Here is a 13,456-nt window from a genome sequence, read left to right on the forward strand (position 1 = left end):
CCTTTCCGTCGATTTAAATAGTTTATCTGATCGGGCAGACACCTGACGAGCAGGCTTCCATCGTTTCCAGATCGGCTTCCGTTTCACTTTTCTCGAACTGATGAAGCAATCCGGCATCGAACGGACGCATGGACGCTTTGAGTTCTTCATATTCTTCTTTCGTGCAGGCTTCATAAGGCGCAAGAGTGTAGGTCCCGCCGTCATGGCTCAGGAATGATACCCCTACAAAGTCGTTCCAGCCATCCCATACGCGCTGTTCTGCCTGAGCCCATTCGCCCGGTTTCACATCGATCGTATTGGATGCGTTGTGTTCCACATAGTTTCTCTGGAAGCGGAAGTAGGTATCGAACTGTTCATCGACTGACGTATCTTCTTTTGTACGTTTGGCTCCACTTGCGACAGGGAAGTCGATAACGACTGTACGGGCCTGTTCGATCACTTCAGCTTTAGCCAGTTCACTCTGATCATATATATTAGCCGTGCCGATCTCAGCATGGATCTTCCAGCCAAGTTCTTTAGCCACTTTGACAAGCGGATCCGTTGCATTGATACGGACGCGTCGGATGTAGTACGGGCTGTGACTCATGTGCACGCCAGGTGAAACGCCGCCGGCAACTTGTGATAAAGTCCCTTCAGGTTTAACCGTTGTAGCCAGGAGCGGTGCGTTCACACGCAGGGCTTTTGCATACTCATCTGCAGCATTACGAGAAGCATCGCGCAGTTCGTTCATCCATTTTACTTCATCTTCATCCGTCGCATTGACAAGCGCCAGGGCATCTTTCCAGCCGGTGACAGAGGTCCCGATCAGACGGTCACGCTGCTGGATCTCGTTCCATGAATCGATTTCGAGAGGTGTCAGGGTCATACGCAGACCGATACGGGCAGAAAGCTCCTGAGCACGTTTCAGTCCGTCCAGGTCAAGGCTGTGTGTGCCGTCTTCGTTTTCCTGAACGAAAGCCTTAACGTTTATAGTCGTCAAGTTACAGACGCCTTTAGAATCCAGGATGATCTCGCCACACGGATTCACACCTTCAGCATTTGGTCGGCGACGACGGGCTTCTTCCATATTGAAGAAACCAGGTTCCCCTTCAAGCTGCATCATTTCAAAGACCAGATGAAGGAAGTCGCGCTCCGGTTTTTTCTCGAAAGCGATGGAGTTGTTGCTCATGCGACGATGATCCAGTCCTTCGCGGCGGTCACCAACAGCGTTCAGGTTGTCGAACCAGCGTGGTTTCAGACCTGATTTTTCTAAAAGCTTACCGATTTTCTTGTGATGCGCAAGCTGTTCTTCGGTCCAGATGCCGTTCATGCCGTATTTTGCGAACATGGACTCATGATCATCTGCGTCGAACAGGAATATTTCAGCGGTTCTTCTAACGCCACCAACAACGACGTTCGCGCCGATAAGGTTACCGATATCCAGTAGATGTACCGGACGGACGTTACCGTAGCCTTTCTCGTCAGTTTCAATCGGATCCAGATACGGATCGATCTCGTTTTTCAGCACCTTATTGATGCCTTCGAACATTTCCTGAAGCGGGGAAGGGCCTGAAGCTGTTCCGCCGAATGTTTTCAGTCGTTCGCCTTCTGGACGGACACTGTTATAACTGATTTTGATCGTGTGGATCTCTTCGTTTTCTTTTTTAGTGAGTAAGTTCAGGTATTCGTTGAGGGATTCTACCCATCCTTCTTTGGAATCCCCAACGTAGATCTTAGCATAGCCGTTTTCCATCTTGACGACTTTTGTGTTTTCCAGTCGTTTTTCTACGGGAACAGGCTTGTATTCAGAATGAAGCAAAGTGGTGTTCGTTCTGATCTTCGTCAGGTGTTTGATCGTTTTTTTCGTTGCTTTAAATCCTACGCCAGTCAAGCGTATACTTGGACTATATCTTACTTATGAGCGTTACCTCATAAGTCCTTGCGCTTGGCGACACGGTTTTCACGTGACCGCTACTCTACTCAGTTATCACACGATGTCCTCGCGACAATGCATGATCTTTTCGATAGTCTCTACACCTTCTCTATCCTGTCTGAAGTCTTTTGATTCGACCATTAAAGAGACAGAACACAGCTTGGCACGATATTAGCTTAGAAGCCTTCATCGTTAGCACACTTTCGTGCACACCCTGTTAGTACAGGTTCACAAGGTTTAACGTCGGCACTGGGCTATTTTACCTTACCGACCATAAGCAGATAGAAAAGTTCGCCTAAATCTTCCCATGTTTCGATCGACAGGAAGGAACAGTTGAAGTTTCCTAATGCAAAATCTTTATTCACTTTCTCATTGGCATTTCCCAGCCAGAGGGTCCTGCCGGAAGTGAACTGTTTTGTGTTGTAGATATTTTCAAACAGTTCCTTGGCTTCCTCGCGCATCTGTTTCAGATGGATGGAGTAACCGATTTTTTTCAGATGTTTATACTCAAGGGCCATGTTGTATTCGATCGCGCGTTTCACTGTTTCGTGCCAGTATTCTCTGCGACCTTTGTCTTCGAGCCAGCGGGAATAGGTACGACTGTAGACGAATTCTCCGAGTTCGTTGAGTGGATTGGGACGCGTTGCTACGTATTCTTCTACGTAGGAAGTAGGTAAAAATTCCATGTGTATAACTTCCTCTCAAATATTGTTTTTACACTATATATGGTATCAGATAAGGGTTGGGAGCACAATATATATGTATTTATTAAATTTCTGTTACAATGAATGTTCTCTATTGACATAGCTCAACGGCACAGAAAAAAGCCCTTAATCAGAAAAGTTGACTAAGGGCTTTCATCAGAAAAATTAGATTTTAATAAGGACCGCGGATATGATCATGGACATTTTCCCAGTAAAAATCATTGAGGCGTTTCAGCTCATCCTGACTGAAATCCTTGACTTCAAGTGACTTCAGATTGTCGATGATCTGTTTCTCATTCTTGAATCCCGGGATCACGCTGGTGACGGCTTCCTGCTGCATGACCCATTTCAGGGCCGCACGCACACGACTGCCGCGCTCATCAGCCATCCAGGCCAGCTGCTCACTCAGTTCCACGCCTTTTTCAAATGGCAGACCGCCGAATGTTTCCCCAACGTTGAAGGCCTGACCATCTTTATTGAAGTTGCGGTGATCATCTTCTTCAAAGGTGTGGTCTTTCGTGAATTTACCAGTCAGAAGGCCGCTGGCTAAAGGAACGCGTGCCAGTATGCCGACATTTTTCTCCTGTGCTTTCGGGAACAGTTCCTTGAGCGGTTTCTGTCTCAGCACGTTGAAGATGACCTGCAGGGCACTGGCATCGGTGTTGTTCAAAACATACAGACCTTCTTCGTCTGTCTCGACACTCACACCGTAACTTCTGATTTTCCCTTCTTTTTTGAGCTTGTCAAGGATAGGGAAGACGTCCGTTTCCTTCAGCATCTGAAGCGGAGCACAGTGGATCTGGTATAGATCGATCCGCTCACGGTCCAGTCGACGCAGACTGTCTTCCAGGTACGACCGGATCTGTTCTTCAGAGTAATTGGCCGGATCATCGATGTCGCCTTTACGTATGAATTTAGTCGCGATATGGATGGAATCTTCTTTTCCTTTTGTGGCTTTGGCCAGAAGTTCCTCACTGTGTCCATCGCCGTACACATCAGCCGTGTCAAAGAAGTTGACGCCAGCATCCATGGCACGGTTCAATCCTTTTAATGCTTCTTCATCATCATGAGAGCCCCAGCTGCCGCCGATAGCCCATGTGCCAAAACCGAGCTCGCTGATCTCCATGCCAGAATTGCCTAATTTATTGTATTTCATTCCATCTACTCCTTTTAATTGATCTGTGAATAAGTATACCACATAAAAAGTAAGCGTTTAACTTTTTTTGTCTGTATTCCTGTAAAACCTTTTCATTTCAGCATCGCTTCCCCAAAAGCTGACAAATGTTCCCGTTTTTGGTAAAATAGCGATGACTATAAGGAATACAGGAATGGAGGAGGGGAACATGGAAGAGGTCATGATAGAGTTTTACAAAGGCAAGGACGAGCAGGCCTTTCTGGACAGATGGCAGAAAGAACATGGCACTTTGAGTGAAGAACAGATCGATGAGCTGTATGCGGACATAGCAGATGCCATCGATGAGGCAGTGAAAAAAGGTGAACATGAACTGGGCAAGACCTATAATTATCAAGGCGTGGAAGTCGGACGATCAGATTTCAATGCTTTTTATTCCCTGTATATTTTCGAAGCGACAAAAGACTAAGCAAAAGGAGGTGTTTTTTTGTCGAATGAATTGATCGAGAACAAACTGAAGCTGCTTCCGGATCTGCCGGGCTGCTATATCATGAAAAATGAACATGACCAAATCATCTATATCGGTAAGGCTAAAAACCTTAAGAATCGGGTGCGCTCTTATTTCCGAGGCGAACATGAAGGGAAGACCAAACGGCTGGTCGAGGATATCGTGGATTATGAAACGATCGTGACCGGTTCAGACAAAGAAGCCCTCCTTTTAGAAGTGACCCTGATTCAAAAACACCAGCCAAAATACAATATCCGCTTGAAACGCGGAACGAGTTACCCTTATCTGAAGATCACGAATGAACGGGATCCTCAGCTGGTCATTACGTCAGAAGTGGAAAAGGACGGCGCACATTACTTCGGTCCCTATCCAGATGTCTGGGCGGCGTCTGAAACCAAGCAGCTGATTCAGAAAATCTATCCGCTGCGCAAGTGCAACGGACATCAGAAACGGGCATGTCTGTATTATCACATCGGACAGTGCATCGGTCCCTGCGACCACGAGGTGCCGGTGGAGGAATATGAGGAACAGATCAGACGCATCAAGTCTTTCTTGAATGGTAATGTCTCGGACATCAAGCGGGATCTGAAACAGAAAATGCAGGAAGCTGCTGAAGAAATGAATTACGAACGTGCAGCTGAATTCCGTGATCAGATTTCCTATATCGAACGGACGGTCGAGAAACAGTCGATCATTTCCAATAATTATACAGCCAGAGACTTCTTCAACTATTATATGGATAAGGGCTGGATCTCGATCCAGGTCTTTTTCGTGCGTCAGGCGACACTGATCAAGCGGGAAGCGACGATGTTTCCGATCATCGATACACCTGAAGAGGAACTGATGAGTTTTATCCTTCAGTATTATGAAGATAAAAATAATCGGAAGCCCAAAGAGGTCTATGTACCAGAAACGGTTGATACAGATCTTTTAGAAGAAGCCCTGGAAACGAAAGTTCTTGTCCCTCAGCGTGGACGAAAAAAAGAACTGCTTGACTTGACCGGAAAAAATAGTGAAATATCACTGAAACAGAAGTTCCGTCTGATCGAGATGAAAGAACAGAAAACGACGGGAGCAATCGAAGAACTTTCCGACGTGCTGGGGCTGCCTTATATCGAACGCATCGAGGCTTTCGACCATTCCAACATTCAGGGGACTAATCCCGTTTCAGCGATGGTCTCCTTTAAAGACGGGGTCCCGGATAAAAACAACTACCGGAAGTATAAAATCCGCACAGTCATAGGCAGCAACGAGTTCGCGACCACTCAGGAAGTGATCCGGAGGCGGTATTCACGTCTTTTGAAAGAAAGAAAAGACATGCCTGACCTGATCCTCATGGATGGCGGTAAAGTGCAGGTGAATGCGGCACGCGATGTGCTGGAAAATGAATTCGGACTGGATATTCCCGTCGCCGGCATGGTCAAGGACAAGAAACACCGTACGGCCGGTCTCATTTTCGGTAATGAGCTGGAACCTGTCGTTTTGAATCCAAGAAGTCAGGCTTTCCATCTAGTTCAGCGGATACAGGAGGAAGTCCACCGGTTCGCGATCACCTTTCACAGGAATGTGCGCGGAAAAAATAGTTTCACGAGCCAGCTTGACGATGTCGAAGGGGTCGGTCCAAAAACACGGACGAAGGTACTGCGGCACTTCAAGTCAATGAAACGACTTCAGGAAGCAGACCTTGAGGAGATCACAGCTCTGGGGATCCCGGTAAAAGTGGCGGAGCGCATTAAAGATACTGTGAAGCAGAACAGCTAGAACGAATAAGGGAAGGGTATAGAATGATCAGAGAGGCACGAAAAGAGGATGCAGAAGCTATCACCGACTTGTTTAAAGTCATACTGACGGATATGGAACTTCCTGTTATGCAGGAAAGCCGCTGGGATGAGCTGAAACCGGCACTGGTCGAAGCAGCTAAACAGGAAAGATTCCGTCATAATTACAGAAATGCAGTAGTCAAAGAAGTGGAGGGACATGTGGCCGGCTTTTTCTTCGGATACAAAGGCGGTTCTGTTTCTGATTCATATGAACCGATTGAAACGATACTGAAAGAGTACGGTCTGCCGGTCTTTGAAACCTATGATGAAGAAGAAAGCATCGATGGAGAGTGGTACCTGGATTCGCTGGTCACACATCAGGCCTATAGAGGTCAAGGGATCGGTAAAGAACTGCTGGAAGCGACGTTCGTCCGGGCAAAGGAAAGCGGCCTGCCGGTTATCGCCCTGAATGTCGATCACCAAAACCCTCAGGCCAAAGCCCTTTACGCACGCCTGGGATTCAAAAAAACGGGTGAGGTCGTCCTCGCGAATCATGACTATGACCATATGCAGAAACAGCTATAAAAAAGACCCTCATGACTGTAGAGGCGCCTTAAGCGCTCTGACGTAAGTCATGAGGGTCCTGTTATTTAATCCAGTTTCTCTTTTTGAAGCAGTCTCTGTTTTAATCGCATCCAAATCGGGTGCATGAATCCCAGACTGTACTTCTGCTGATGTCTGCGTTTCCACACAAGCTCTTTGTTTTCGGCATAATGATCCAAGAGGACAGTCACGGCACAAGCAACGGGTGCATCCTCTTCATTAACTAAGTTGACAGTGTAGAATTCGCCCAAATATGAAATGTTTTTATCTATCGTTCCTATCTTTTTGCCCAAATGCCGGATAGTAAAGCGTTTCTTCTCAAAATCCCCAGTGATCACCCAGTTCAGCCCCGTGAGTGTGAAAAAAGGGTTCTTGATCCCTCTGATCCCGGGACGTTTTTTCAGACTTCCGATTTTTTCGGCATCGACATAAAATTGAAATTGTGGAAAAACGGATAGGGTCACCTGTCTGACATCGAGTAAGCGCGAGCCATCTATGGCGAAGACGGAAAGTTTATCGGCTAAACGTCCCCATTTGCCGACGATCAGGTAAACTTCCTGCCCTTTAGGGTCCGAGACGATAAGCCGGTCCTGTTTCGACATGAATTCCTGTTTTATATATAAACGAACCATTTCTGATCACCTCTTTGCGTGTCATACATCCAACCTTTTCTTTATTATAACACTTGTTGCTGAGATTATAAAAGGGGATCGAACATACGAAAAGAGTGCAGCGGTAATTAGCTCTGCACTCTTTTGCCGGTACTATTTACCGCTGTGAGACATGACGGTCGTCAGTTCTTTCAAGGCAACAACGATCGCATCGATTTTATTTTCCATCCGGTGGAGCAGAAACAGCGAAATGAAGATAGGAAAGCCGACATTCGCTATCATGTCCAGAGCCGTCGTGAAAAGTGTCAATTGAGTATCCATCGTCTTCCTCCTCTCTATCTACAATAACGGATAAAGAGAAGGATATGTCACCGCAGTTTTACAGGGTAGTGAATTTAGATGGAATCCTGTCTGTTCAACCGGTAGCCGCTGTGGAAGACGGGTCCCACAAACTCGTTGTACTCAAAGCCGGCTTCGATGGCTTCGGTCACAAAGGTTTTCGCTTTTCTGATAGCCTCTATGGGATCAAGCCCCTGAGCAATACCTGCTGTGATCGCTGCAGCAAAGGTACAGCCGGCACCGTGGTTATTGGCGTTTTCGACTTTCGGGGAAGTCAGTGTGATATACTCATTTCCGTCATAAACCAAGTCGATCGCTTCATTACCAGCAAGGGCCTTGCCGCCTTTGACAACGACGATTTTTGCTCCTTTTTCGTGTATGATCTTGGCTGCTTTTTTCATATCTTCGAGATTGAAGAGAAGTCCCAGTTCTGCCAGCTGGCCGGCTTCAAACAAATTAGGAGTCGTCACAGTTGCCAGAGGGATCAGACGGTTCTTGATCGCCTCAACATTCTGCGGGTTGAGCACTTCATCTTCTCCTTTGCATACCATCACAGGATCGACGACCAGGGGTGTGTCCCTGTGCTGTTCCATCTTATCTGCAATAACGTTGACGACATCTGCATCTGGCAGCATGCCAGTCTTTGCCGCACCGATTTTTGGTCCGGCAAAAGCAGTGACCAGCTGATCTTTGACGACGTGTGCATTGATTGCTGTGACACCATGGCTCCAGTTATTTTCAGGATCCATTGTTGCTATCGTTGTCAAAGCAGCGATACCATACGTTCCGTATTCGGCAAAGGTCTTCAGGTCAGCGGCTATTCCTGCCCCCCCGCTTGCATCGTTCCCGGCAATCGTCAATGTTAAATTAGGTTTTGTCATGATGTAACCTCCATAGTTTAGTGATAAGTGTTAAGATACTAAATACTAGTAAGAAATAGTATACTTTCTTTACAACCTAAGTATAATGCTTATAGACAGAATCCGCAAAATATTCAGAGAGATTATGGTGAAGAACAGGAGAGGATAGAATGGATGCAATTGAACGTGTAGCAAAGTGGTTTGAAACCGGACAGAAAGTTGTTGTGATCACCGGTGCCGGTGTATCCACAGAGAGTGGGATACCGGACTTCAGATCGGCTGAAGGCTTGTATAGTGAAGATACTGAACAGGGCGTTCCTATGGAAGAAGTCCTGAGTGCTTCGTTCTTTAATGACCATCCGAAAGATTTTTACCGTATTTACAATGAAAAACTGCTTTTTCCGGATGCCTGTCCAAATACCGGTCACCTTTTTCTGAAACAGCTGGAAGACAAGGGGCATGAAGTAACAGTCATCACGCAGAATATCGATGGCCTTCATCAGAAAGCAGGAAACACACGGATCCTGGAACTTCACGGCAATGCCAGCACTGTGATAACGGAATCCGGAAGCACGACCTCGCTGGATGAAGCAGTCAGGCATGAAAACGAGTTGAGGGTGAAGGGCGAATGGGCACGTCCGGCCATTACTCTTTACGGGGAAGTGTTAGACAGAGAAGTGCTTCAAAAAAGTGTTCAGGCCGTGAGTGAGGCGGATATCCTGCTGGTCATGGGGACCAGTTTAAATGTTTACCCGGCGGCTGGACTGATATACGATTATAAAGGAGACAAAAGTGCCCTGATCAATAGAGAAGGAACGCCCTTAAATACTGCCTTTTCATATGTATTTCACAGGCCCATCGGCGAGTGGGTCGAAGAGCTGCAGCGCTGCTTGACTACTGAATAGCAGAAGGATCACTTAACTGAGTATGCTAGGATGGATAGAGATAACTGAATGAGTATAATAGATTTTAATGGAAACAGATTAGGCAGGTGAGAGTATGATAGAAAAAATCAGAGACATGATGGCAGATCACCAACCGGATGCCATTACAAAACAGAGCAAGTATGCCGTTTTATTACCGCTGGTACGGGTGAATGAGGCGATCCATATACTATATGAAGTCAGGAGCCACCGGGTGTCTCAGCCTGGAGAAACCTCTTTCCCCGGCGGTGCACTAGAGACGGGGGAAACCTTTGAGGAAGCGGCTCTCAGAGAAACGGAAGAGGAGCTCGTGTTGGACAGGGGGAAAATAACGGTGCTTGGTGAAATGGACTATATAGTAAAGCAGAACCATATCATCAAGTGCTTCGTCGGCTGGCTTCCAGAAGTGGATGCAGACAGACTGGAACCCAATGAAGAAGTAGAAGCTGTTTTCACGATACCTCTGGACTATTTTTTGACCACAGAACCAAAGTATTATGAGACCCGGCTAAAAATGGAACGGGATGCTGACTTTCCGGTCGAACTGATCTCCGGCGGTCAGAAGTATAAATGGCGGAACGTCACTCAGCAGATCCCTTTTTATCGTCTGTCCGACCATTATCTCTGGGGCTATACAGCCCACCTGACACACCGGTTCAGTGAACTGATAAAAAACGAAGCAAATAAAGCAGACTAAATCAAATCTAAGGATGATGAAAATGACAAATGACAACCGTAAAGTACTGACATGCAACGAGACCAGAGTCGTTCAGACCCATCGCATCCTTCCACCGGATCTGAATGATCATCAGACCCTTTTTGGAGGGAAGCTGATGAGCCTGATCGACGATACGGCCTCAATATCAGTTTCGCGCTTTGCACGCACAAACGATATCGTAACGGCATCCATGGATGAGCTGCATTTTATCCACCCCGTCGAACCGGGACATTCTGTCTGCGTGGAATCCTATGTCACTGGTGCCGGACGCACATCAGTCGAGGTGTTCGCCAAGGTGCTTGGAGAAGATCTAGTGACGGGTGAACGCTACATAGCGGCGACCAGCTTCATCACATTTGTTGTTGTTGGCCTGAGTTCAAATGAAGCATTGCCGCTCATCCAGTCAGAAGACAATGAAGAGCAGATGATTTGTGGCAAATATCAGGACCGCCGGCAAAGACGTCTGGCAGACCGCCAGGCCAATGAAAAACTGGTCGAAGCCATTTCTATATTACCCCCATGGATCAAAGATCAAGCTTGAACCTTAACTGAAGACAAAAAAAAGACCACTAAGAAAGTGGTCTTGAGGAAAGACAGGCTGCTGGAAAAAACATTAGTCCGTGTATAATTTCCCGCTCAATACACGTGAGATCGCCTCAGCCACACCGTTCTGCCGGTTGCTGGAGGTCTCGAATCGTGCAGCCTGTTTTGCTTCAGGTTCAGCATTCGCAACAGCCACTGAATATTCTGCCCATTCAAGCATGGAGATGTCATTGAGATTGTCGCCGATCGTCATGACTTCATCAGATTTGAGCCCAAGCTGCTTAGCCAGCTGGGAGACAGCGATGCCTTTTTGAGCCGCTTCGTGGTTGATTTCCAGATTACGTTTGCTGGAAGCTGTAATAGCCAGGATCGGGATTTCGCGGTGCAGCTCTTCTTTCAGCGGGTCCAGCACCTCACGTCCCTTGCTGGAATGTACAGAGACTTTAAGGATGATGGCACTGTCGTCATTGATGATCTCCTGATAATCATCGACAAAATTGATCTGCAGTTTGTCTGCAAATTCAGCAGCCTTTTCGAGGGCTTCTTCGTAAGAGGTATCCGGATTCATATCATAAATCATCATGGCAAGCATTTCCAGACGTTTATCTTTATTATCAGAGTAGATGCCTTTGTTCGTCATGAGTTCTTCGTGAAGGTCCTCGTAGCCGGAGAAAAGCGACAGCATCTTTCTGACCGTACTTTTTTCCAAACCGCGGTTGTATTTATTCGTGCCATTCTCATCAAAGTACTGGGCACCGTTCTGGGCGATCAGCGGACATTTTATCCCGTTCTCTTCCAGTAAAGGGTATGCCAGCGGGAAATCGCGTCCGGTCGCAATGGCAAAGTGGATGCCTTGGCTCTGCACCCGTTTGATAGCGGAAATGTTTGCCTGACTTATTTCCATATCTTCATCGAGCAGTGTGCCGTCCATATCTGAGACGATTAATTTTATCATGTGTGTCTACTCCTTTTTTCTTCATAATGATCTAAGAGTAGCATACCAAAAAAAGAGTGACAGGACATAAGAAAAATATTTTTTGTTGAAGAGAAAACCGAAAGGAGAATGATAATGACTATCCCTGTAGACAATGACTGGAAACCTATTCTGGAAAGAGCAGCTGAAAAGGAATCGTATCGAGCGCTTAGAGAATTCTTGAAAGAAGAGTTCAAAACGGGGGCGGTTTATCCGGAAAAAGAAAATATCTGGCAGGCCTTTCAGTGGACACCTTATCATGAAGTGAAAGTCGTCCTGCTGGGGCAGGATCCGTATCACGGTGAAAACCAGGCCCATGGACTCAGCTTTTCTGTCAACCCTGACATCTCGATTCCTCCTTCCCTGCGCAACATGTATAAAGAGCTGGAAAGCGACCTGGGTATCCCGCCGGCGTCGCATGGGTATCTCAGGAAGTGGGCAGAAGAAGGGGTATTGCTTTTGAATACAGTCTTGACTGTCCGAAAGGGAGAAGCGCATTCCCATCAGAAAAAAGGCTGGGAAGACTTGACGGATGAAGTGATCCGGGCACTGAATGCGCGTGAAAAACCGGTCGTTTTCCTTTTATGGGGGAATGCGGCTAAAGCAAAACGCAAGATGATCGATGAAGAGAAGCACATAGTCATCACTTCAGCACACCCAAGTCCGTTATCTGCCTATAGAGGTTTCTTTGGTTCACATCCTTTTTCCAAAACGAATGAGGCCTTGAAAGAAATGGGAGAAGAACCGATAGACTGGAGACTCCCTGAAAAAGTGAATGTATAAGTAAAACTTAAAGGAGTCTACTGTAATTTTCTTCTAGAAAGTGGTAAGATTGAAGATGTAGAAAAACAACTATGGAGGGAAAATCTGTGGAATTATTTGACAGTTTAAAAAGCAAAATCAAAGGAAAAGACTTGAAGATCGTCTTTCCAGAAGCAACCGATGAACGAATTTTAGGAGCAGTCGTTCGTTTATACCACGACGAATTACTCACACCTATTCTTATCGGAGACAAGGATGAAGTACTAGGCGTAGCTAAAGAACACGGCTTCGACTTGACAGGCATCGATATCGTGAACCCGCATGCTTATGATGAATATGATGAAATGGTCAATGCCTTTGTCGAGCGCCGTAAAGGTAAGGCAACGGAAGAACAGGCAAGAGAACAGCTTCGCGATGTCAACTATTTTGGCACGATGCTTGTTTATATGGACAAAGCAGACGGTCTAGTCAGTGGAGCCATCCATTCAACTGGTGACACAGTCAGACCTGCCCTGCAGATCATCAAGACACGTCCAGGCGTCAGCCGTACGTCAGGCGCATTCATCATGCTGCGTGGCCGTGGTCAGGAAAAATATGTGTTCTCTGACTGTGCCATCAATCCGAACCCGGATGCACAAGTCCTGGCAGAAATTGCTGTGGAAAGTGCGCGTACAGCCAAGATGTTCGACATCGATCCAAAAGTTGCTCTATTGAGCTTCTCTTCTAAAGGTTCTGCTCAAGCTCCCGAAGTTGAAAAAGTACAGGAAGCCACACGTATCGCTAAAGAAATGGCTCCTGAATTCGAGATCGACGGTGAACTTCAGTTTGATGCAGCCTTCGTTTCTTCAGTTGCTAAACAGAAAGCCCCTGATTCAAACGTAGCCGGTCAGGCCACTGTCTTTGTTTTCCCTGAATTGCAATCTGGAAACATTGGCTACAAAATCGCTCAGCGTTTCGGTAACTTTGAAGCCGTCGGACCTATTTTACAAGGTCTGAACAAGCCGATCTCCGACTTGTCCCGTGGTTCTGTCGAAGAAGATGTCTACAAAACGGCCATTATCACGGCTAACCAGGCAATCCAGGACTAAGCTGTCATATAAAGCTTTAA

Annotated in this window: 15 protein-coding genes; 8 read left to right on the plus strand and 7 right to left on the minus strand. The window is 46.6% G+C overall.

The features are described 5' to 3' along the window. Positions 1–22: 22 nt before the first annotated feature. From BMX84_RS07405 to BMX84_RS07415, 3 genes are all read right to left on the minus strand, one after another. A complete protein-coding gene (locus tag BMX84_RS07405; protein ID WP_218142353.1) occupies positions 23–1,870 on the minus strand; it encodes a glycyl radical enzyme family protein in 1,848 nt (615 codons plus the stop codon). 296 nt (positions 1,871–2,166) lie between these two features. After that, the gene (locus tag BMX84_RS07410; protein WP_091488532.1) at positions 2,167–2,598 is read right to left on the minus strand and encodes a hypothetical protein; all 432 of its coding nucleotides are present in this window, start codon (positions 2,596–2,598) and stop codon (positions 2,167–2,169) included. Between the two features lie 190 nt (positions 2,599–2,788). Then, positions 2,789–3,772 (minus strand): aldo/keto reductase, encoded by a 984-nt coding sequence (locus BMX84_RS07415; protein WP_091488534.1) that lies wholly within the window; start codon positions 3,770–3,772, stop codon positions 2,789–2,791. Positions 3,773–3,959: 187 nt separating this feature from the next. Between BMX84_RS07415 and BMX84_RS07420 the strand changes: the two genes are divergently transcribed. Genes BMX84_RS07420 through BMX84_RS07430 form a run of 3 tightly spaced genes read left to right on the plus strand, consistent with a single transcriptional unit; the run spans position 3,960 to position 6,601 of the window. After that, on the plus strand, positions 3,960–4,217 hold the full coding sequence (locus BMX84_RS07420) for a hypothetical protein (protein WP_091488535.1): 258 nt from the start codon (positions 3,960–3,962) through the stop codon (positions 4,215–4,217). Positions 4,218–4,235: 18 nt separating this feature from the next. Then, on the plus strand, positions 4,236–6,017 hold the full coding sequence (gene uvrC, locus BMX84_RS07425; RefSeq protein ID WP_091488537.1) for an excinuclease ABC subunit UvrC: 1,782 nt from the start codon (positions 4,236–4,238) through the stop codon (positions 6,015–6,017). 23 nt (positions 6,018–6,040) lie between these two features. Then, positions 6,041–6,601: a GNAT family N-acetyltransferase gene (locus tag BMX84_RS07430; RefSeq protein WP_091488539.1), complete on the plus strand. Its 561-nt coding sequence runs from the start codon at positions 6,041–6,043 to the stop codon at positions 6,599–6,601. Between the two features lie 65 nt (positions 6,602–6,666). Here the strand turns inward: BMX84_RS07430 and BMX84_RS07435 are convergent, their stop codons facing one another. From BMX84_RS07435 to thiD, 3 genes are all read right to left on the minus strand, one after another. Further along, entirely contained in the window at positions 6,667–7,251 is a 585-nt protein-coding gene (locus BMX84_RS07435) for an LURP-one-related/scramblase family protein (protein ID WP_091488540.1), read from the minus strand. A 132-nt stretch (positions 7,252–7,383) separates the two neighbouring features. Continuing rightward, positions 7,384–7,551: a YvrJ family protein gene (locus BMX84_RS07440; protein WP_091488542.1), complete on the minus strand. Its 168-nt coding sequence runs from the start codon at positions 7,549–7,551 to the stop codon at positions 7,384–7,386. A gap of 74 nt (positions 7,552–7,625) precedes the next feature. Continuing rightward, the gene (thiD, locus tag BMX84_RS07445) at positions 7,626–8,450 is read right to left on the minus strand and encodes a bifunctional hydroxymethylpyrimidine kinase/phosphomethylpyrimidine kinase (protein WP_091488543.1); all 825 of its coding nucleotides are present in this window, start codon (positions 8,448–8,450) and stop codon (positions 7,626–7,628) included. Positions 8,451–8,599: 149 nt separating this feature from the next. Here thiD and BMX84_RS07450 point away from each other — a divergent pair, with 149 nt between their 5' ends. The 3 genes from BMX84_RS07450 (at position 8,600) to BMX84_RS07460 (ending at position 10,611) form a co-directional block, all read left to right on the plus strand. Then, entirely contained in the window at positions 8,600–9,334 is a 735-nt protein-coding gene (locus BMX84_RS07450) for an NAD-dependent protein deacylase (RefSeq protein WP_091488545.1), read from the plus strand. 94 nt (positions 9,335–9,428) lie between these two features. Continuing rightward, positions 9,429–10,049 (plus strand): NUDIX hydrolase, encoded by a 621-nt coding sequence (locus BMX84_RS07455; protein WP_091488547.1) that lies wholly within the window; start codon positions 9,429–9,431, stop codon positions 10,047–10,049. 22 nt (positions 10,050–10,071) lie between these two features. Then, positions 10,072–10,611 carry an acyl-CoA thioesterase gene (locus BMX84_RS07460; RefSeq protein ID WP_091488548.1) on the plus strand — a complete coding sequence of 180 codons (540 nt, stop codon included), beginning with the start codon at positions 10,072–10,074 and terminating at the stop codon, positions 10,609–10,611. Between the two features lie 72 nt (positions 10,612–10,683). On the opposite strand, the gene BMX84_RS07465 is transcribed toward BMX84_RS07460, so the two are convergent. Beyond that, positions 10,684–11,568, minus strand: coding sequence for a Cof-type HAD-IIB family hydrolase (locus tag BMX84_RS07465; RefSeq protein WP_091488550.1), 885 nt, complete (start codon positions 11,566–11,568; stop codon positions 10,684–10,686). A 114-nt stretch (positions 11,569–11,682) separates the two neighbouring features. On the opposite strand from BMX84_RS07465, the gene BMX84_RS07470 reads away from it, so the two are divergent. Then, a complete protein-coding gene (locus BMX84_RS07470; protein ID WP_091488551.1) occupies positions 11,683–12,369 on the plus strand; it encodes a uracil-DNA glycosylase in 687 nt (228 codons plus the stop codon). A gap of 86 nt (positions 12,370–12,455) precedes the next feature. Then, positions 12,456–13,436 carry a phosphate acetyltransferase gene (pta, locus tag BMX84_RS07475; protein WP_091488553.1) on the plus strand — a complete coding sequence of 327 codons (981 nt, stop codon included), beginning with the start codon at positions 12,456–12,458 and terminating at the stop codon, positions 13,434–13,436. Positions 13,437–13,456: the final 20 nt, after the last annotated feature.

The sequence above is a fragment of the Alkalibacterium putridalgicola genome (assembly GCF_900109825.1).
GTDB classification, from domain to species: Bacteria; Bacillota; Bacilli; order Lactobacillales; family Carnobacteriaceae_A; genus Alkalibacterium; species Alkalibacterium putridalgicola.